This is a genomic window from Vibrio sp. CB1-5 (assembly GCF_059412285.1).
The window spans coordinates 40,801-60,226 of record NZ_JBJHPB010000021.1; the positions used below are offsets into that span (position 1 = coordinate 40,801).

The window sequence follows — 19,426 nt, forward strand, 5'->3', positions numbered from 1 at the left end:
TATGCTGTACGGTTTAGATATCGGCGGGACGAAAATTGAATTGCGCGCCTACGACAATGAATTGAACGAAAAGTTAAAGATCAGGTTAGCAACACCGACCAATAGCTTCGATAAGTTTATCGATGCTGTCGTCAACATTATTGAGCAAGCCGATGAAAGCCTCGATTGTAAAGGTCGTATCGGGATTGGTATTCCTGGCTCAGAGTCCAGTGTCGACCAGGCTATCTTTGCTCCCAACATTCCTTGTATCGATGGCCGAGCTATTCGCGGCCCCATTGAAAAACGCTTACAACGAACTATCCGTATCGACAACGATGCGAACTGTTTTGCACTTTCTGAGGCGATTAACGATCAGCTTTCGTATTCTGATCATGTCTTGGGTCTAATCTTGGGGACAGGTTTTGGCGCTGGACTGGCTATCAAACACAAAAGTTATAGCGGAGCTAACCAACTGGCATTAGAACTGGGCCATACCCCATTAAGCTTCAAAGCAGCACAAACATTAACCTGCTCAACAAGAGGCACACCGATTTTTAAATGCGAGTGTGGCGCGACAGGCTGCCTAGACCGCTATCTATCCGGTACTGGGTTTGAGGATCTTTACCGCTTTTATTTCAATGAAAGCAAAAAAGCACCGGAAATCATCCATGACTACCAACAAAAACAACCAAACGCAGTCGCTTTTGTTGAGCGTTTTTTAGATCTTTTGTCGTTGTCACTCGCTCCTTTCGTCAACGCCTATGACCCCGACGTCATCGTACTTGGTGGCGGGCTATCAAACTTTGACGCCCTTTACCCTGCACTAAATCAACGCCTGTCAGACCTGAGTTTAAAACGCGACCGATTCCCTCAGGTGACCAAAGCTCGATTTGGTGACTCTAGTGGCGTTCGCGGCGCAGCGATGCTCGCTAGATAGTACCTATCAGCGTAACGATCTTACTGTATTTGGGGTGACATCAAGACACCCCTCTTTAACGCCATCAATAGGGACAAGAGTCACGGTTGTGCTTAGATCGTTGATTAGATATTGTAAACAATCCAATGTCTTACCAAGTAGTTGACCATGAAATATCCCAAGCCATTACAAAAAGGCAGTACCTTCGGTATCACCGCTTTCTCATCCGGGATTTCACCCAAACATAACGCGCGCTTTGAATGCGTTACCAACCACCTCAAGTCGCAGGGCTTTAACATAGTGGTTGGAGACTGCCTGTACGACCAAGGTAAACATGTCAGTGGCTCGGCAAAGCAAAGAGCCGAAGAACTGATGTCGATACTACTGGACGACAACATCGATGCAATCTACCCACCTTGGGGCGGGGAAGTTGCGATGGAGTTATTAACGCTGATTGATTTTGAAAAACTCAAACGGACACGTCCCAAATGGATTCTGGGATTTTCCGATGTCAGCACGATAACGGCCACCTTTGCGTACAAACTTGGCTGGGCAACGGGGCATTGTTCAAATCTTATGGATCTATCACCCAGCTCAAACGACCCACTTACCTCCAACACTCTCAACTATTTCGCAACGCCGTCAGGAGAAAGTTTTACTCAGTCACTACGCCAGTCAATGGCCAGATTTCGTGAACCAACCTGAATCCGGGTTAAACCTAGACACTGAGACTCAATGGCAATGGCTAAGAAAACCGCAGCACGGTAAAGCCATGAAAGGCAGACTCATTGGCGGATGCTGGGATACGCTCTCACACCTTTTTGGCACTGAGTACCTCGACCTCAAAGTGATGTCAGAACGTCACCCTGAGGGGCTTATTCTCTACTTGGAGAATGCAGAGATGCCGCCAACGGAAGTGGCACGAACCATTCTAAGCATGAAATATCGTGGTGTCTTTGAATGTATTAACGGCTTACTTATAGGCCGAAGTACAGCAGCAGATGAAAGCGACCCAAATCGCCTCAGCTATGACGAGTGTCTAAGACAATACCTCGGCGATCTCTCTATTCCAGTTATGATTGATCTCGATATTGGCCACAAGCCGCCTAACTTAACACTCATCAACGGGGCAATAGCATCCGTATCGCTGAGCGAAAAGTCGGAGGAACACATTGGCTCAATTACCCAGACTTTAGCGTGATAAGATAGCGGCCCCCCTGAGCAAACTACAGCGATAGTCTAGGCTGGATAAACTCAATAAACGCCGTAATTCGACGCGCGACCGACGACGAGCGGTAGTAGACGGCGTTAACTTGCGCGCGTCCTGTCGTAGTGGTCTTTTTGACTCAAGAAGTGGCACCAGTTGATGGAGAACAAACGGGCTTGCGGCATCGACTCTAAATCGCCCTTTTGGCAGCTCACCTCTGGCCACTATCTCCTCTTCTGTCTGCTGAAGAATACGCAGCCCTTCTCGGACTCCTTCCACAAACTGACGACCTTCATCGGTGAGCTCAATGCGGCGAGTGGTACGGTTTAACAGCGTCACCCAAGTTGGGTCTCAAGCTTACTCACACTGCGAGACACCTTCGCCACTTGAATGTCGAGTGCCTCTGCGGCAGCGGAAAAACCGCCACTATCGACAACAGAGAGTAATATTTCCAAATCATCAGAACGAGTAAGCATGTTTATTTCATAAATAGCAAAAGTTATGCCTGAGAGTATATCAATTTGGCAATGATCGGCGAGAAAGATCACGGGCTAAGATCAGCGCTAAGCCGAGAATTTGTAGAAAAACCGCGATGTTTTTGTAATACGCCATATCTTCTTCGACACTTGCTAACGTTTCTGAAAGCTCCAAATTGTCTAGATAGAGCCCATCAATCAAATCACGCTGCGTATCTTGCGCGCTATTGATCATAGCCATCAATTCAGGCAGGTGCTTACGATGAATCGGAGGAACTTGAGCGGTCACCCATTGAGATAGGTGCCCTCTCAACATATCCGCAATATCAGTATCAATATCATCACCATCAAGGTGCAGAAGCAATGCTTCGCGCTTTCTTTCCAGAGTTTCTACTTGGTTCCACGCAAGCTGCATCGAATACAGATTTGCCTCTTTACGTTCTTGTATTAAAGCAATATCACTCGACATTCTGTCCAGTACTTGGCTTGAAAGCACAATCGCCATCACATTAAGGATAAGACCAATAGAGACCATCACCCAAGCTGGCGGCAGTAATGCTCGTGTCATCCTTATCTCCCTTTGTTTTTATTCAGTGTAGGCAACAATCGTGATTCGTCACACAACTGGCATAAAATCAATCAGGTACCTAACCTTATAACAGTGTTACTGAGATTTCTCCGAGTGAGACCAACCGAGTGGCCATGTATCAAGTGTCTATGCATCAAGTAAAAATGTACCAACTGACCCTGTATCAACTAATTTTCATCGTTGTTGCTTCCACCCCTTTCGCAGCTAGCGCGAGCTGGTTCAACGAGCACAATATTGATAAATTTGACCGCATCGAAACCCACAGGGTGTGGGGGTTTGGTGATCTGGTTGAAGATAAATTTACCACATACGGTATTCGCTGCGATGATCGCTCGAAGTTGCTCATCACCTTCGGTCTTGCTCAAGACTTGGATGAAGAAAACGCCAAAGTGGATTTGGTATTTAAGGTCGACGACAACAAACCGCTAGCCTTTGAAGGGCAACTATTCTCAAACAGCAAAGAGTCAGGATTTGTGAGGGCCGACAAGCAAAACTTGGCGCTAATCAATCGACTGATATTACAAAGTAAGGAAGGCAGCACTGTCGATATCCGAGCCTCCAACAAAGACCAAAGTCAGTTTATTGAATACTCGGTATCGCTCTCTGGGTTTACTCGATTTAGCCAAGCCACCAGAGACGCTTGTGGGGTTGGAACGATTAAGCTCACCGTCACCCCGAAAGATAAGGCTGAGCTTATTCGGCTCAAACAGCAACTTAAAGATATAGAAAAGAAAATTGCCGAGATTGAGGCTAAGTACTCGACTGGTTTTTAACTTCTTGTCATCACCCAGTGATGAGTGGACAATCCCACCACTTTGTTACCTTCGATGTCAGCCATTTTTCTCTGCCAATCAATGCCTTCAATAACCTGTCGTTATTCCATTTTCACCTCCCACCTTACGTTAGGGTCAGTTATTGTTTTCATCTAAAGTACAGCGACTTAATGAGACAGCAGCGAGGAAAGTCATTAGTAACGGTAATTTCATGGTTTCTCCTTATGACCCTTAGAGTTAGGGGCCATGTCTTGTTAGTAAGTACTCAAGCGTTAAAAGGCGTAGTTATATTCAAGCCATACTTTGTCCGGAGCATCACTGTCAGAGAAGTTATGGTCGTTAAGGCGTAGGTTTTGACGGTTAGTGTACTGGTAACCGAGCGTCAATTCGATTTGCTGAGGGCTCAGCTCTAAACCGCCATCAATACTGGCCAGTAGCGTCGCGACTGCGCCGGCTTGAATTACTGCAGTCTGACTGTAAAAAGGATGATCTTTAACCACCGCATTCACCATGTGTCCAAGGCCGTTAGTGATATTCAGTGCTCTATTCCTTGCCAGTAAAGTTCAACCTCACAAATCACAGTGAGGTGGTTTGACCTACTTCTTCTAATCAGCATAGTTTCTATGAAAGTGGGATCTTAGCAACTTAGCTAACTGGTTCGAATAGGCCGTCTTATTTCCATTTTTTAACCTACCGAAGAAACGTATTCTCTGTTAGAGTCACCGTCAACTACGCTAATGAATAAAGATACCCACAGATCGCATGTAATTGATGGTTTTTTATTCACCCTTAGAACTCATTTTAGGAATCCCTAGTGACTAACAACGAAATTTTACGTCGTATCCAACACGCGTTAAACCTTAAAAACGCGCAGATAATGAAAGCTTTCGGGCAGGCCGAAGTCACTGTGGCTCACGATAAAGTGGCAAACTGGTTAAAAGATGAAAGTGACAAATCTTGCGTTAAGATGAAGGATCAAGAGTTAGCGGTATTCTTAAATGGCTTTATTAACCTCAAGCGAGGCAAAAAAGACGGCGAGCAACCTAAGCCAGAAGTCGCGTTGACCAACAACATGATTCTCATGAAGCTGCGCATTGCGCTAGACATGAAAGCAGAAGATGTGTTGGACGTATTAGAAGTGGTTGGTATTAGTTTAAGTAAATACGAAATTGGTGCGTATTTCCGCAAGCCAAACAACAAAAACTACAAACAGTGTGAAGACCAACTGCTGTGCGACTTCTTAAATGGTGTGCAGTTTACCAATCGTCCCGATTCTGAAGAGTTTACTGGGTAATTTTAATCTCGAATCGAACGTGGTAATTGACTAAAAAAGCGAGAACCATTTCATTTGGCTACTCGCTTTTATCATGTTAAAGATCGATATTAGAGCTTCACAATCACGTCTACTCTTTGCCTTTCTTCAGTAGATACCTATCAAACCACGCTGAAATCTGGCCAGCTTTTAGAATCAAGACACACACCGCCCCTATGACCCTACTAAGATAAACCCAAGCTAAAACCTTAAACCAGTTAGGAGCCCCTATTCTGGTCAAGCTATTCCAGACATTTTGTAGTGATTCACTAAAACTGGCCACGTAGATAGGGTTTTTCCATACTTTTTATCATGCTAGCCGAGTCACGACTGGCGCCATTGGTAACACAAATTTGTCCAAAAATCATTTAGGTAATATAACAAAAATACCCACGAGATCTGGCATCTCGTGGGCATCAAAATATTTACTAATCAATTAAGAGCATTACTCGTAATCAGAAGCATAAGTGTCTTCGTAAGAGTGAGAGTAGAACTCAAATAAGTTACCAAACGGGTCTTCTAGGTAAACCATTTGTGCTTGCTTTGAATCATCTTCTGGGTGGTAACGGTGAATATCCATGCGCACTTTACCGCCGAACTCTTCTACACGTTTAATTGCAGATTCAAACTGCTCTTTTGGAAGCTGTAGACAGAAGTGGAAGATACCTAGGCGAGAGAAGTCAACGTTATGACGCTCTTCACGGTCAACCATTTCGAAAAGCTCCACACCGATACCATCATTTGTCACTAGGTGAGCAATATTGAAACCTTTAAAGCCTTCACCAAATACAGCAATACACATACGACCGATTGCAGATTCGCGCTCTTCAATAACTTTAGTGTTGTTCATTACAACACGAAGACCTAGCGCTTTAGTGTAAAACTCTACCGCTTTGTCCATATCGCCAACCATGATACCAACGTGATTCATTTTCATAACTTTCTCCAAAAACTGATTTGATTAATTGTTTCGTGTTTCGTTTCGATGTGGAGAAGTATAGGGATGGCGCGACAAAATGAAAAATTATCAATGATAATAACAATGATAACAAAAAATTATACCAATCTTTCAAGGCTATTTGTTACAACTAAGATAAGGTGATTTCTTTTTACCCCGTTTCGTGCTTCAAGCCTTCGTCAAGATTACCGTCATTCCCTTGAAAAAGGGAATCTCATTCAGCGCGTCTCGAAACTGATTTACGTGACTGAGTTCAACTAACCCACCGTCTTAGATTTCAATTTCAACTTAGTCAGCACCTCTTTCCCTTTATCGGTACTATGAGGCCACAATAGAACGATAAACTTAACAACGCCTCGATTCACATCGGCTTTGGTTATCGACTTGCTCACGGAGTTTGCCATTAAATAGCTCACCCAGAAGCCACCAACGACGCACATCAATTCAATTAGCTCATCGATTTGATCGTCGTCGATGACAATAAACCCGTCGCGTCGCAGATTGAGCACCGACTCATGAGCTCTGGCGACCAATACATCATGCGCTTGCAAGTAGGCTTGATGCAGGTAAACCTCCGCAGGTGTATCACTGGATACCGGAACAAAGGAATCACGGACGTAGGCAATATGGTTGGTGGTAATGGCGCGTTCGCCTTTCTCATTGAATAGCTTCAAGCTGGCTTGAATGATCTTATCGCGGGTCTTCATACTCGTTAACGACTCTACCTCTCTCGTAGAGCGTGATAAACAAGAGCCCCAGCAAAGTGCTGGGGCTTCAACTCATTTAGCCTTGGTATTTGTAGAATACCGTTGAAAGCGGCGGCAGACGCAGTGATAGAGACTGAGGCTGCGCTTCACTCTCAACACTCTCCGTTTCTGCAAACTGAGCAACGCCAAAACCACTGCCTGCATAGAGGCTGTCGTCGGTGTTTAGCAATAGCTCATAACGACCCGCTAGCGGCACACCCAGTCGAAATGCTTCGTGTGGCACTGGCGTAAAGTTGCTGACAACCAGCACTCGTTCGCCGCCTTCGCTAATGCGCTCGTGCGCTAAAATACTCGCTTCTGAAGCATCTTGCAGTCGCCACTCAAAGCCTTGCGGATCTGAGTCTTGATCAAACAGCGCCTTTTCACGGCGATAAAGTAAGTTCAAGTCTTTAGTCAGCGCTTTCACACCTAGGTGGCGCTCAAAATCAAGCAAGAACCATTGAAGCTGGTCATCGTGGTTCCACTCACCTGTTTGACCGAACTCGGCCCCCATGAAGTTTAACTTCTTGCCTGGCTGAGCATACATATAGCCTAAGTAAGCACGTAAGTTTGCCGTTTGTTGCCACTCATCACCTGGCATCTTATTGTGAATAGAGCGTTTACCATATACCACTTCATCATGTGATAAAGACAATACGTAGTTTTCACTATGAGCGTAAACTAACGGGAACGTGATGGTATCGTGATGGTATTTTCTGTTAACAGGATCCTCTTGGATGTATGACAAACTGTCATGCATCCAACCCATATTCCACTTAAAGCCAAAGCCTAAGCCACCAGCAAACGTTGGTGCTGATACGCCAGGGAAGGCTGTCGACTCTTCTGCAATCGTCATGGCATTTGGGAAGTGCTTATACACTTCTTCATTCATCCATTTTAACGTCGCTATCGCGTCGTAATTTTCACGACCACCGTCCACATTTGGGATCCATTGATCGTGACTGCGGGAGTAATCTAGATAGAGCATCGATGCCACCGCATCCACACGAATACCGTCGATATGGAACTGCTCAAACCAATACAAGGCATTAGATACTAGGAAGCGACGAACGTGCTCACGTCCAAGATCGTAGATGTACGATTTCCAGTCTTGATGCCAACCACGTCGTGGATCTGGATCGTGAAACAGTGGCGTGCCATCGAAGTTTGCTAAGCCATGATCATCTGATGGGAAGTGCGCTGGTACCCAGTCAAGTACAACACCAAGGCCTGCTTGGTGGCACTGATCAACAAAGTATTTAAAGTCATCTGGCGAGCCAAAGCGACTTGTTGGCGCAAACAGCCCTACTGGTTGATAACCCCATGAACCATAGAAAGGGTGCTCCGAGACTGGCATTAGCTCTACATGGGTATACCCCATATCAGTAAGGTAAGGAATAAGTTCATGCGCTAACTCGCGGTAATTTAAGAAATCACCGTTGTCATTGCGTTTCCAAGAACCAGCATGAAGCTCATAGAAAGAAAGGGCTTCTTTACGCTTTTCTGTTACTGCACGCTGTTGCCACGTCGTATCTTGCCAGTCATAGCGGTCATGATCATAGGTAACAGAAGAAAACGATGGGTACTGCTCTGAGTAGAAACCCCAAGGGTCCGCCTTATGTGGCAGACCTTCGCCATCAGGGCCTTTAAGCTCAAACTTATATTGAGTACCCTCTGGCAAATTAGGAATGAAGATCCCCCAGATGCCGTAGTCTAGTCGCTGCATTGGGTTGCGACGACCATCCCATGCGTTGAAGTTACCAACAAGGCTGACAGCTGACGCATGCGGTGCATACACCAAGAAACGGGTACCTTCGACTTTGTTACCGTCTCTTTGTTGCGTAATGAACTGCGCCCCCATGTGATGGTACATCTCTTTTGGCGTGTGCAACTCTTCGTATTCTGCATACAAACCGTGATATTGGTACGGATCATCAAGCATCTGCTCGTTACCATTCCAATCAATAGCCAACTGATAATGGGTAAAGCGCAAATCAAGGTCTGATTCAAGGACAAACCCTGACGCCTGATCTCGCACCATTGGCATTCTCGTGCCATCTTCTAAAACAACCGCAACAGCATCTGCGCCGGGCATCCAAACCCTAAGCGCATGAGTCTCATCCTGTAGATATGGACCTAGGAATGAAAATGGGTCAGCAAACGATGCACCTGAAAGTCGATCGTACGCCTGTTGTTGTCTTTTAAGCCCTTTTTTATTCAACGTTCATCTCCCTCGACCTTACACTGTGCCCCCCCTTTTTATTGTAAAGTCTTAGCCAAAGCAAAAGACGTCGGAGGCACGAAATAAAAAAGCCCACGATGCGCGGGCTATCTGCAAGATTTCATTGTACTGTAAACCACATGTACGGGAAGTGACAAACGCCCACTTTTGTAGTGCAATCCGTCAAAATCACCGACAATTTACAATATAAATTTTCAAATAATATAGCGAAGTCTTTATGCAAAAGAAAAGCACGACCCCTTGGAGATGACAGAACAAATTTCCAAGAGAGTCGTGCTTTGTTAGCGATTCAATAATTTATGATTAGCTGGCTTTCGCGCGTACTTCCGTTAGACGTTTAGCAATGCGATTTACCCCTTCTTGAGCGAAGATTTCTTCAAGGTTCATCGACAGTTTACGACGCCAGTTTGGATACTCATTGACCGTGCCAGGAATGTTTACTGGTTTATCCATCTCGAGCCAGTCTTCCAACTGAACACTTAGTAGTGCAGATGAACCTGCCGCCACGTGAAGTTGCAGAGCTTCACTTAAGTAAGCGTCCATCGGCACAAGGCTTGCGTCACGACCTACACCTTTAGGCAGGTAACCATGCCATGCAACACTGTCTAAGATACCCTGCTTGCACTCTAGGCGATCATCAAACAACCCAGCTAACTGCTCTTCATTTGGATAAAGACCAATTTCACGGCCCATTTTCAGGTCATCACAGTGCCAGAAACCACGTAATGTTGGCATATCATGCGTACATAGTGCAGACATTGATTGATCGGCATAGTGCTCAGGAGAGATAAAGCCGCCATCTTCTGCTGTTTCGAAGAAGAATACCTTGTAAGAATGAACACCCGCATCACGTAGAATTTCTACGATTTCGTCTGGCACAGTACCCAAGTCTTCACCGATAACGCTACATTGATGACGATGTGACTCTAGCGCTAGGATTGCTAGCATATCTTCTACAGGGTAGTAGATGTAGGCACCTTTTGTTGCGTTCTCACCTTTTGGAATCCACCAAAGGCGCAGCAGACCCAATACGTGGTCAATACGCAGTGAACCACAATGCTTCATGTTCGCACGAAGTAACTGAATGTATGCGTCGTAAGACGTTGCTTGAAGAGCTTGCGGATTCAGTGGAGGTAGACCCCAGTTTTGACCCAGTGGACCAAGAATATCTGGCGGCGCACCAATGCTCGCATCCATCACTAGGTTGCCGTTATCTGCCCAAGTTTCTGAGCCAGAATCCGCAACGCCCACAGCTAGGTCACGGTACAGACCTACCGCCATGCCCTTCTCTTCTGCTAGTGCTTGAGCTTCATTGATCTGTACGTCTGCAATCCACTGCAAGTACATGTAAAGCTGAACTTTGTCTTGGTTATCTGCAATGAACTTCTGTGTCGCTGCATTTTCGAAACGGCGGTACTTCTCTGGGAATACAGGCCAGCCCCACATGTTGCTGTCTTCTGCATGAAGCTCAGCATGGATCGCGTCGAACGCGGCTTGATGCAGTAGGCTCTCACCGCCTGCTTCAATAAAGTCTAGGAACAGTTTCGCGCGCTCAGACTGTTTGTCTAGGTGACGAGATTTAAACTCATCGAATAGCAGCGGCAATACGCTCATCTTAAGCTCAGCCACTTCGGTGTAGTTCACCCAGTGTGACTCACGCGCTTTTTGTAGGCGTGCTTGGAACTCAGAACCACCAACGATTTGTTGTGCGTCTGCACTTAGTGCAAATTCCGCAACAGAGCTTACGTCGATGTAGAGAATGTTTAACCAGCGACGTGAAGATGGGCTGTATGGGCTCGCACCTTCTGGGTTTGCTGGGAATAGCGAGTGAATTGGGTTAAGACCCACAAAGTCACCACCACGTGCAGCGATATCCGCAACCAACTGTTTAAGGTCGCCAAAGTCACCGATACCCCAGTTGTGCTGAGTACGAAGTGTGTAAAGCTGGATACTTGGACCCCAAAGCTTTTTGCCTTCATCAATCGCGCTCTGCTTGTAACATGCACGAGGTGTGCGAATAAGAGTCATCTCATAAGGTGCTTTACGGCGCTTACGCTCCAGGTAAAGCTTGTGATAACCCCATGGGAGGTTGCTTGGTAACGCAAATACTAAAGGGCCACCCTCAGCACGTTCATCACGAACGATCTGAGATTGAAGATAGCCTTCAAGTACTTCTCCTTGCTCAGTCTCTAGACGCCAGCTGAAATCGCTTTCTCTCGCGCTCACACCTAAATGAAGTTCTACTTCTACTGCATCACCGTCTTTAACAACCAGTACTGGATCGAGCACTTCTTTCTTGTGCTTTTTCTCAGCAGATTTTAGTAGTGATTCATCATTTGTCGTGTCGTAGCCTAAAGACGCAAGCAGACGAAGAATGGTTTCGTCCTCAACTTTGGCTTCATCGCCCCACGCACTTACGTAGCTGTCGGCTATTCTTGCCATCTCAGCAACTTGTTTTAATGCTGTTTGTTCTGTCATCGCTCTCTCCGAAGGACTTCTCTTAACCTTCAAATCGGTAGGGTTATTATTAATTCAAGTAAAAACCAAGGTACCTCTATCCCTTGAGGAACTGAGGTACCTTGGTTAAATTTGTTAGCGTGAAACGGATTCAAGCTTCCAAATGTTATTCACGTAATCGCGAATCGAACGGTCTGAGCTGAACTTGCCAACTAGCGCCGTGTTTAGAATCGCTTTCTTCGCCCAACCCGCTTGGTCACGGTATTGCGCGTCCATGTCTTCATGTGCCTTCACGTAAGATGCGAAGTCAGCAAGACATAAGTACGGGTCACCACCATCTAGTAGGCTGTCGTATGTTGCACGTAGCAGACCTGGTTGACCTGGAGTGAACTCTTCACCTAGCAGTAGATCTAGAGATGCCTTCAGTAGTGGGTCAGCGTTGTAGAAGTCGTATGGGTTGTAACCTGCCGCTTTGGTGCGTTTCACACCATCAACCTCTAGACCGAAGATGTAGATGTTCTCGTCACCGACTTCTTCACGGATCTCAACGTTAGCACCATCCATCGTACCGATAGTGAGTGCGCCGTTAAGCGCCATCTTCATGTTACCTGTACCCGATGCTTCTTTACCTGCCATAGAGATTTGCTGAGAAACGTCAGCAGCTGGAATCAACATTTCAGCCATGCTTACACGGTAGTCAGGGATGAATACCACTTTCAGCTTACCGCCTAGGCGTGGGTCGTTGTTTACTTTCTCAGCAACCTTGTTAATCGCAAAGATGATCTCTTTCGCTAGGTGGTAACCCGGTGCAGCTTTAGAGCCGAAGAATACAACGCGTGGCGTCATATCAAATGTTGGGTCATTCAATAAACGGTGGTACAGAGACAACACGTGTAGCAAATCAAGCTGCTGGCGCTTGTACTCGTGTAGGCGCTTGATCATCACATCAAAGATAGCATTCGTATCTAGCTCAATACCCATGTTCGCTTTAACCCAGTCAGCTAGACGCTGTTTGTTCTGCTTCTTAACAGCCATGTAGTCTTTCTGGAACTTAGCGTCATCAGCGAATTTCGCGATACCTTCCAGCTGCTCAAGCTTAGCTGGCCACTCAGAACCAATCTTCTCAGTGATAAGAGCCGATAGACCTGGGTTACAGAATTTCAACCAACGACGTGGTGTCACACCGTTCGTTACATTATGTAGACGAGTTGGGTACATCTCGTGGAATTCAGGGAACAGATCTGTTTTCACTAGCTGAGAGTGAAGTGCTGCTACACCGTTCACTGCGTATGAACCGATAACACATAGGTTAGCCATACGAACCATGCGGTGGAAACCTTCTTGGATGATAGAAAGCTTCGCTTGTTTCTCACCATCACCAGGCCACATTGCACGTACTTCTTGTAGGAAGCGGTGGTTGATTTCAAAGATGATTTCCATGTGACGTGGAAGTAGACGCTGGATTAGCGACTCAGACCAAGTCTCTAGTGCTTCTGGAAGTAGAGTGTGGTTTGTGTATGCGAAAGTCTTAGAAGAAATCGCCCACGCCTCATCCCAGCTCAAACCTTTCTCATCTAGAAGGATGCGCATCAGTTCAGGGATAGCAATGGTTGGGTGCGTATCGTTAAGCTGAATGGTTTCTTGCTTAGGAAGATCCGCTAGCGTGTAACCTGCTGCTTCGTGACGACGTAGGATGTCACGTACAGACGCCGCTGAGTGGAAGTACTGCTGCATTAGACGCAGAGTCTTACCTTTCTCGTGGTTATCGTTCGGGTATAGAACCTTAGTGATGTTACCCGCATCGATTAGCGCGTGCTGTGCTTCGAAGTAATCACCATTGTTGAAGCTCTCTAGAGAGAATGGAGCAATTGCCTGACATTCCCAAAGACGCAGTGGGTAAACTGTATCTGACTCGTAACCAACAATTGGAAGATCCCAAGGCATTGCTTTTACAGACATACCAGGAACCCATTGACGTACTTCTTTGCCATCAACGTTTACAACTTCAACGTGACCAAAGAAACCAATCTCTTGTGCAAGCTCTGGACGAGCGACTTCCCACGGGTAGCCTTCAACAGCACGCCATGCATCAGGCGCTTCTTTTTGCCGACCATCTTCGAATGACTGCTTGAATAGACCGTATTCGTAGTGAAGACCGTAGCCTACAGTTGGGAATTCTTGAGCTGCACATGAATCCATGAAACATGCTGCTAGACGACCTAGACCACCGTTACCAAGTGATGGGTCACGCTCTTCTTCTAGAAGGTCAGTTAGGTTGTGACCTAGTTCAGCCATTGCATCTGTCACTTTTTCGTACAGACCCATGCTGATTAGGTTGTTACCTGTTAGACGACCGATAAGGAACTCAAGCGAAAGATAGTTGACACTCTTCGCTTTCTTAATGCGTTCGTCCGCTTCAGTAGCCAATAGATCAAATGTTGTTAGCTCTGCTAGAGCACGGCCCATTGCTAGGTACCATTGACGCTCAGTTGCTGTCTCAACTGTTGTTGCGTAAGTAGCAGACAGGTGCTTTTTAACACTTTCTTGGAAAGAAGCTTTATCAAATTTTTTCTGTTGCGCAGGTTTCATTACGAAATCTCACTTTAAGTTTTATCCATCTGTCACATATCGTGCATGGTGACGTTTCCATAAACATCCTCCTAAGTCCGACTCCATGGAGGATGAGTGAGGAGGGCGTAGGGGGCGTACTCCCCTCCACTAAGTGATCGATGTCCCATTCCGATATTGGATTCGGATTTTTCTGGTGATAGCGATCACGCCAAGCTCAGTTTTTAATCTAAGCGCTCTCGGAGAAACCACTACTATCGCATCGCTGACTAAATACAATAATTGCTGCGGAGATCACAATTAGCCTTAAAAAAGCCCCAATAAAACAAGAAATTTTGTATACATGTCGGTCCAACAACCTAGAACACGGTCTAATTTAAGTGATGAGCTTCACACTTATGAGGCGTAGTTAGGGGTTGGCCCACGTAATAATTAAAATCTAGCGCTTGATCAAAAACTGTATAACCCACTGTTTCATACCATCGAGCTAGCTCTACAAAACTGTGGTAATCGCTCCCTCCTCCTTGAGGAGTAGAAAACAATAATTAGTAGGAAATATCTTTATGTGGATTCCTTCAAAACTGACTCGACCCGGCCGCTTGCACAATGCCATCGTTCGTCCACGAGTATTAGATCTGCTTGCACAGGCTCCCTTTTATAAGCTGGTACTTTTTCGCTCGCCTGCAGGTTATGGTAAAACTACAATGGCCGCTCAATGGTTGTCGGATAAACCGCATGTAGGCTGGTACAGTATTGATGAAAGTGATAATGACGCTTTCCGCTTTGTAAACTACCTTCTACAAGCCATCAATAAAGCGACCAACAACACCTGCCCAAATGCACAAAAGCTGGCAGAACGTCGACAGTTTTCTTCACTGCACTCTCTCTTTAGCGAAGTGTTCGCCGAGCTGACTAGCTACCATCACGAGTGCTATATCGTATTAGATGACTACCACCTAATCTCTGATGAAGAGATCCACGAGGCAATGCGCTTCTTTCTTAAGCACATGCCAGACAACATTACGCTTGTGGTCACCAGTCGCGGCAATCCGCCCCTTGGGACAGCGAACTTGCGTGTCCGAGATCTGATGATCGAAATCGGTAATGAACTTTTGGCGTTTGATACCGAAGAAACAACGCGCTTCTTTAGTCAAAGACTAGCGAGCGAGATTGACAACGAAACCGCTAACTCACTGCGCTCCTACGTAGAGGGCTGGCCTTCAGCACTACAGCTTTTTGCCCTGCAAGCACAGCATCAAAAGCGAACGTTGGCACAATCTGTTGAAACCATGTCGCAATTTAATCACGCGCACCTCTGGGACTACCTAGTAGAAGAAGTATTTGACCTGCTTGATAAAGAAACGCGCCATTTCTTAATGCAGTGCTCCGTACTTGATCACTTCAACGATAGCTTGGTAACGGCACTCACTAAACGTGACGACGCACTTAGCATGATCGAGTCATTAAACCGTTTTGGCTTGTTTATTTACCCGCTTGAAGGTGAAAACAATTGGTTTAGATTCCATAACCTATTCGCTGAGTTCTTATCTCATGAACGCAAAGCGCGCATCCCACAACAAGAACATGAACTGCACCTAGCAGCTGCGAGCGCGTGGCTTCAGCAAAAAGTGCCGCACCAAGCGCTTCGTCATGCACGTTTAGCCAACAATAGTGATTTGGTTGCGAAGATCCTTATCGATTTCGGCTGGAAGATGTTCAACCACGGGGAACTGGCCACCTTAGAAGACGCGATTGGGGTGTTGAGTGATGATCAGCTCTACAGCCAACCTAAGCTTTGCATGCTGCAAGCTTGGCTTGCACAGAGCCAACATAGATACAACGATGTCGGTGAGCTCATCGCCAAAGCCGATGCCGAAATGGCCGCTCGCCAAGTCAAGCTCACGGCTAAAGAAGAAGGTGAGTTCCATGCGTTACGTGCCCAAGTTGCCATCAACCAAAACTCGCCAGATAGCGCGATTGAGCTCGCCGAGCTCGCATTGAGCGAACTCGACCACTCAGAATATCGCAGCCGTATTGTCGCCACCTCCGTCGTCGGTGAAGTTAACCACGTTATCGGCAACCTCAGCCGTGCACTGTCAATGATGCAGCAAACAGAAAAGCTGGCTAGACAATATCATGTCTACCACCAAGCTTTATGGGCACAACTTCAACAAAGCGAAATCCTTATCGCACAAGGCTATGTGCAAGCCGCTTATGAGATTCAGGAAAGTGCCTTCAAACTGATTGAAGAGCAACAACTGCATCAAATACCCTTACACGAATTTTTGCTACGCGTTCGTGCCCAAGTTTTGTGGTGCTGGAACCGTTTAGACGAAGCGGAAGAGTGTGCCTACAAAGGTATTGATGTGTTGGGTAATATAGACCCAAGTAAACACCTGCATAGCTACTCCATGATCGCTCGCATAGCGATTGGCCGCGGAGAGTTGGACAAAGCTGCCAAAGTAATCGAGCAGATTCAGCACTTGATGAAACAGTCGACCTATCACGTTGACTGGACGGCAAATGCTTCACTATCGCTACTGCTTTACTGGCAAGCAAGAAACGATATCGAATCCATTGAGCAGTGGCTTGAAACAGCAACCAAACCACAAGAAGCCTGTAACCACTTCTCGCAGCTACAATGGCGCAATATTGCAAGAGCGCAGATCAACCTTGGTCACTATGAGCAAGCTCAGAGTACACTCAACTTCCTCGACCAAGAAGCGACTAAGCACCAGTTGGTGACAGACCGTAACCGAAATCTAATTGTTGAAGCGATCCTTAACGTCCATAATCGTGATGAAGAAAAAGCTAAACAACTGCTCAAAGAGGCGTTAGTACTTACCAACCAAACCGGGATGATAGGTAACTTCCTCATTGACGGCGCGACCATCGGTCACTTATTAGCAAACCTGGTTTCTAAGTCTGATTTAGGCGATCTTGAGCGCCACCGTGCACAATTGCTGATGAAAGATATTAATACTACCCAGCGCAGCCGCTCAGTACATTTTAACGAAGAGTTTGTAGAGAAATTGGTCAACCACCCCAACATCCCTGAGTTAGTACGTACTAGCCCGCTAACTCAGCGTGAGTGGCAGGTTCTTGGTTTGATTTACTCTGGATTCAGCAATGAGCAAATTGCTCAGGAACTGGACGTCGCGGGTACGACCATCAAGACCCACATTCGTAATCTGTACCAAAAGCTCAACATTGCCAATCGTAAAGAGGCAATCAGCACCGCTGAAAACTTGTTGCAGTTGATGGGTTACTAATCCTCCCCATCTTCCATTAATCAAAGCCCGAGCATCATTGCTCCGGGCTTTTTGCTTTAAAAGAGCGCTCACAGCAAGGAAACCATGGGTTAATGGCTTAGGAGGATTAGCCAGTGAGAAGCTAACCCACCATTACCTATTTCTTTTCATACAGCGGAACACTTTCTCCCACAATGTATTTTTGTCTCAGAATACTCGATACCTTATCTAGCCCCATAATGATGGCAACGAGAACGAGGGTGATAAATGTCACTACATCCCAGTTCCACAAGCGCATGTTTTCCGCATAAACCAAGCCGATACCACCAGCGCCAACAAAACCTAATACCGCCGCAGAGCGGGTATTTGATTCCAGTTGATACAAGGTTAATGCAAGAAAGGTCGGAAACGACTGAGTGAAGATGGCAAAACGATGTTTCTGTAGATTATTTGCCCCCAGCGCCGTTAGGCCACGTGACGGCTTGTTGTCTGCTGATTCATGGCTCTCTGCGTACAGTTTGCCAAATAGCCCCAAATCTTGAATAAACACCGCCATCACCCCCGCAAGAGGCCCCAGCCCCACGGCACGAACGAAGATCATGCCCCAGATCGCCATATCGATGCCACGCAGCACATCAAACACACGACGCATCAAGGTAGCGATAATGCGAAATGGTCCAGTCATCACGTTGCGAGCAGCCATAAAAGATAAAGGCAATGCCACCAGAGATGCGGTTAACGTGCCGCCGAATACAATCGCCAGTGTTATCGCAATTTGCTTAAAGTAATAGGCAAACGGCCAATCCCAAAAGTCTCGCCAAACAAACATATGCAGGAAATAACTCATGATTTTGCTGTTCCCCATTTCAAACTGCTTTGAAGACACGCCAAAGAAAGTAAAGAATAGGAAGTAATACACTAAAACGCTGCTCGCGAGCACTGCAACAATGGTCAAATAACGTTTCTGCTGCGAGAAAATCGCTTTATTTTGTTGTTTGATTTGCTCTAACGTTAGTTCCGTCATTTCACATCTCCACTGATGACTTTTTTGCGCAACACGCCCGATGTCATGTCTATGAGCGCGACGACAAGGATGATCAACAACAGCGTGATGCTGACCTGATCATGTCGCCCCAAGCTGATGTTCGTCATCAACTCTTGACCAATCCCCCCCGCCCCAACTAAGCCAAGAATGGTCGATGAGCGAAAATTGATTTCAAATCGAAGAAATATATACGACAGGACGGTTGGCTTAATCTGCGGCCAAAAACCAAAACGCAATCGCTGAACGGGTGTTGAACCACACGCTGTCAGGCCTCGAACTGGCTTATCTGAAATGGTTTCGATAGATTCATAGAACAGTTTGGTCAGGCTACCTATAGTATGCAGTGTCAAAGCCACGAAACCAGGGAAGGTTCCGACGCCATAAGCCATCACAAACATCACCGCCCAAGCAAGCTCCGGCATGGTGCGTAAAAAGGCAACAAACGAACGCACTGCCACTCGAACAGGCGCAGGCGCATAGCCATTACTGGCGGCCAAGAAAGCCAAGATGATCGCCACAATGGATGACGCTAACGTCGCTGCTATCGCGACATTGATCGTTTCCCAAAGGAGAGGGATCTGAATAGGTAAACGATAGCCCCAATAAATCAAAGAGCCGGGTACTGCTCGACCGTTCTCGTCTCTGCTAGCAAATAAAACATCCCATGAAAGCTGCGGAAGCGTATCGTAGATGTAGTCAAACAGGGCGGGAGCATTACGCCAAATAGTAGAGAGACTGAACTCTGCATAATGCCCAGAGAGCAAATAGAGCAGCATAAACATCGATGACCACATTAGTGCGTCCATCTTCTGCTTGCGGCGAGCCTGTTGGTAATATTGTTCAAACTGCATGAAATTGACCGTAGAAGTAAGAAGCTGGTAGACACCTACCAGCTTTGTATTGGGAA

Annotated in this window: 15 protein-coding genes and 1 pseudogene; 6 read left to right on the forward strand and 10 right to left on the reverse strand. The window is 46.3% G+C overall.

Annotated elements, in window-relative coordinates; genetic code table 11:
* Window position 1: 1 nt before the first annotated feature.
* From ACJB0T_RS14935 to ACJB0T_RS14945, 3 genes are all read left to right on the forward strand, one after another.
* Window positions 2–916 (forward strand): ROK family protein, encoded by a 915-nt coding sequence (locus ACJB0T_RS14935; RefSeq protein ID WP_479294351.1) that lies wholly within the window; start codon window positions 2–4, stop codon window positions 914–916.
* A 147-nt stretch (window positions 917–1,063) separates the two neighbouring features.
* Entirely contained in the window at window positions 1,064–1,600 is a 537-nt protein-coding gene (locus ACJB0T_RS14940; protein ID WP_479294353.1) for an LD-carboxypeptidase, read from the forward strand.
* Window positions 1,587–2,096: a S66 peptidase family protein gene (locus ACJB0T_RS14945; protein WP_479294355.1), complete on the forward strand. Its 510-nt coding sequence runs from the start codon at window positions 1,587–1,589 to the stop codon at window positions 2,094–2,096. Before ACJB0T_RS14940 ends, ACJB0T_RS14945 begins: the two co-directional genes overlap by 14 nt.
* 141 nt (window positions 2,097–2,237) lie before the next feature.
* Here ACJB0T_RS14945 and ACJB0T_RS14950 read toward each other — a convergent pair.
* Both ACJB0T_RS14950 and ACJB0T_RS14955 read right to left on the reverse strand, forming a co-directional pair.
* Window positions 2,238–2,578: pseudogene (locus ACJB0T_RS14950) on the reverse strand (LysR family transcriptional regulator); the annotation flags it as partial.
* A gap of 40 nt (window positions 2,579–2,618) precedes the next feature.
* Window positions 2,619–3,146, reverse strand: coding sequence for a DNA mismatch repair protein (locus tag ACJB0T_RS14955; protein ID WP_479294357.1), 528 nt, complete (start codon window positions 3,144–3,146; stop codon window positions 2,619–2,621).
* Window positions 3,147–3,280: 134 nt separating this feature from the next.
* Between ACJB0T_RS14955 and ACJB0T_RS14960 the strand changes: the two genes are divergently transcribed.
* Window positions 3,281–3,940 (forward strand): hypothetical protein, encoded by a 660-nt coding sequence (locus ACJB0T_RS14960; protein ID WP_479294359.1) that lies wholly within the window; start codon window positions 3,281–3,283, stop codon window positions 3,938–3,940.
* Between the two features lie 272 nt (window positions 3,941–4,212).
* Here ACJB0T_RS14960 and ACJB0T_RS14965 read toward each other — a convergent pair whose 3' ends face one another.
* Entirely contained in the window at window positions 4,213–4,440 is a 228-nt protein-coding gene (locus ACJB0T_RS14965; protein WP_479294360.1) for a hypothetical protein, read from the reverse strand.
* A gap of 314 nt (window positions 4,441–4,754) precedes the next feature.
* Between ACJB0T_RS14965 and ACJB0T_RS14970 the strand changes: the two genes are divergently transcribed.
* Window positions 4,755–5,234, forward strand: a complete 480-nt coding sequence (locus ACJB0T_RS14970; RefSeq protein WP_088878683.1) for a YehS family protein — start codon at window positions 4,755–4,757, stop codon at window positions 5,232–5,234.
* Window positions 5,235–5,697: 463 nt separating this feature from the next.
* Here ACJB0T_RS14970 and ACJB0T_RS14975 read toward each other — a convergent pair whose 3' ends face one another.
* From ACJB0T_RS14975 to ACJB0T_RS14995, 5 genes are all read right to left on the reverse strand, one after another.
* Window positions 5,698–6,189: a VOC family protein gene (locus ACJB0T_RS14975; RefSeq protein ID WP_006069926.1), complete on the reverse strand. Its 492-nt coding sequence runs from the start codon at window positions 6,187–6,189 to the stop codon at window positions 5,698–5,700.
* Between the two features lie 278 nt (window positions 6,190–6,467).
* On the reverse strand, window positions 6,468–6,917 hold the full coding sequence (locus ACJB0T_RS14980) for a TetR/AcrR family transcriptional regulator (protein ID WP_479294363.1): 450 nt from the start codon (window positions 6,915–6,917) through the stop codon (window positions 6,468–6,470).
* A gap of 76 nt (window positions 6,918–6,993) precedes the next feature.
* Complete coding sequence (gene glgB, locus ACJB0T_RS14985) at window positions 6,994–9,177, reverse strand: 1,4-alpha-glucan branching protein GlgB (protein WP_479294365.1); 2,184 nt, start codon at window positions 9,175–9,177, stop codon at window positions 6,994–6,996.
* Window positions 9,178–9,501: 324 nt separating this feature from the next.
* A complete protein-coding gene (gene malQ / locus ACJB0T_RS14990) occupies window positions 9,502–11,676 on the reverse strand; it encodes a 4-alpha-glucanotransferase (RefSeq protein WP_479294367.1) in 2,175 nt (724 codons plus the stop codon).
* Window positions 11,677–11,790: 114 nt separating this feature from the next.
* Window positions 11,791–14,244 (reverse strand): glycogen/starch/alpha-glucan phosphorylase, encoded by a 2,454-nt coding sequence (locus ACJB0T_RS14995; RefSeq protein ID WP_479294369.1) that lies wholly within the window; start codon window positions 14,242–14,244, stop codon window positions 11,791–11,793.
* Window positions 14,245–14,786: 542 nt separating this feature from the next.
* On the opposite strand from ACJB0T_RS14995, the gene malT reads away from it, so the two are divergent.
* Window positions 14,787–17,495 (forward strand): HTH-type transcriptional regulator MalT, encoded by a 2,709-nt coding sequence (gene malT, locus ACJB0T_RS15000; protein WP_479294370.1) that lies wholly within the window; start codon window positions 14,787–14,789, stop codon window positions 17,493–17,495.
* A 136-nt stretch (window positions 17,496–17,631) separates the two neighbouring features.
* Here the strand turns inward: malT and phnE (ACJB0T_RS15005) are convergent, their stop codons facing one another.
* Window positions 17,632–18,498, reverse strand: coding sequence for a phosphonate ABC transporter, permease protein PhnE (phnE, locus tag ACJB0T_RS15005; RefSeq protein ID WP_479294372.1), 867 nt, complete (start codon window positions 18,496–18,498; stop codon window positions 17,632–17,634).
* Complete coding sequence (phnE, locus tag ACJB0T_RS15010) at window positions 18,495–19,370, reverse strand: phosphonate ABC transporter, permease protein PhnE (RefSeq protein ID WP_479294374.1); 876 nt, start codon at window positions 19,368–19,370, stop codon at window positions 18,495–18,497. The genes phnE (ACJB0T_RS15005) and phnE (ACJB0T_RS15010) overlap by 4 nt, the downstream gene beginning before the upstream one ends.
* Window positions 19,371–19,426 lie beyond the last annotated feature (56 nt).

What these genes read in the sequence shown, in the direction of transcription:
- ACJB0T_RS14980 (WP_479294363.1), bottom strand. Translation starts at nt 6,917, where the DNA reads ATGAAGACCCGCGATAAGATCATTCAAGCCAGCTTGAAGCTATTCAAT.
- phnE (WP_479294374.1), bottom strand. Translation starts at nt 19,370, where the DNA reads ATGCAGTTTGAACAATATTACCAACAGGCTCGCCGCAAGCAGAAGATG.
- ACJB0T_RS14995 (WP_479294369.1), bottom strand. Translation starts at nt 14,244, where the DNA reads ATGAAACCTGCGCAACAGAAAAAATTTGATAAAGCTTCTTTCCAAGAA.
- ACJB0T_RS14955 (WP_479294357.1), bottom strand. Translation starts at nt 3,146, where the DNA reads ATGACACGAGCATTACTGCCGCCAGCTTGGGTGATGGTCTCTATTGGT.
- ACJB0T_RS14935 (WP_479294351.1), top strand. Translation starts at nt 2, where the DNA reads ATGCTGTACGGTTTAGATATCGGCGGGACGAAAATTGAATTGCGCGCC.
- ACJB0T_RS14975 (WP_006069926.1), bottom strand. Translation starts at nt 6,189, where the DNA reads ATGAAAATGAATCACGTTGGTATCATGGTTGGCGATATGGACAAAGCG.
- ACJB0T_RS14940 (WP_479294353.1), top strand. Translation starts at nt 1,064, where the DNA reads ATGAAATATCCCAAGCCATTACAAAAAGGCAGTACCTTCGGTATCACC.
- phnE (WP_479294372.1), bottom strand. Translation starts at nt 18,498, where the DNA reads ATGACGGAACTAACGTTAGAGCAAATCAAACAACAAAATAAAGCGATT.
- malQ (WP_479294367.1), bottom strand. Translation starts at nt 11,676, where the DNA reads ATGACAGAACAAACAGCATTAAAACAAGTTGCTGAGATGGCAAGAATA.
- ACJB0T_RS14960 (WP_479294359.1), top strand. Translation starts at nt 3,281, where the DNA reads ATGTATCAAGTGTCTATGCATCAAGTAAAAATGTACCAACTGACCCTG.
- malT (WP_479294370.1), top strand. Translation starts at nt 14,787, where the DNA reads ATGTGGATTCCTTCAAAACTGACTCGACCCGGCCGCTTGCACAATGCC.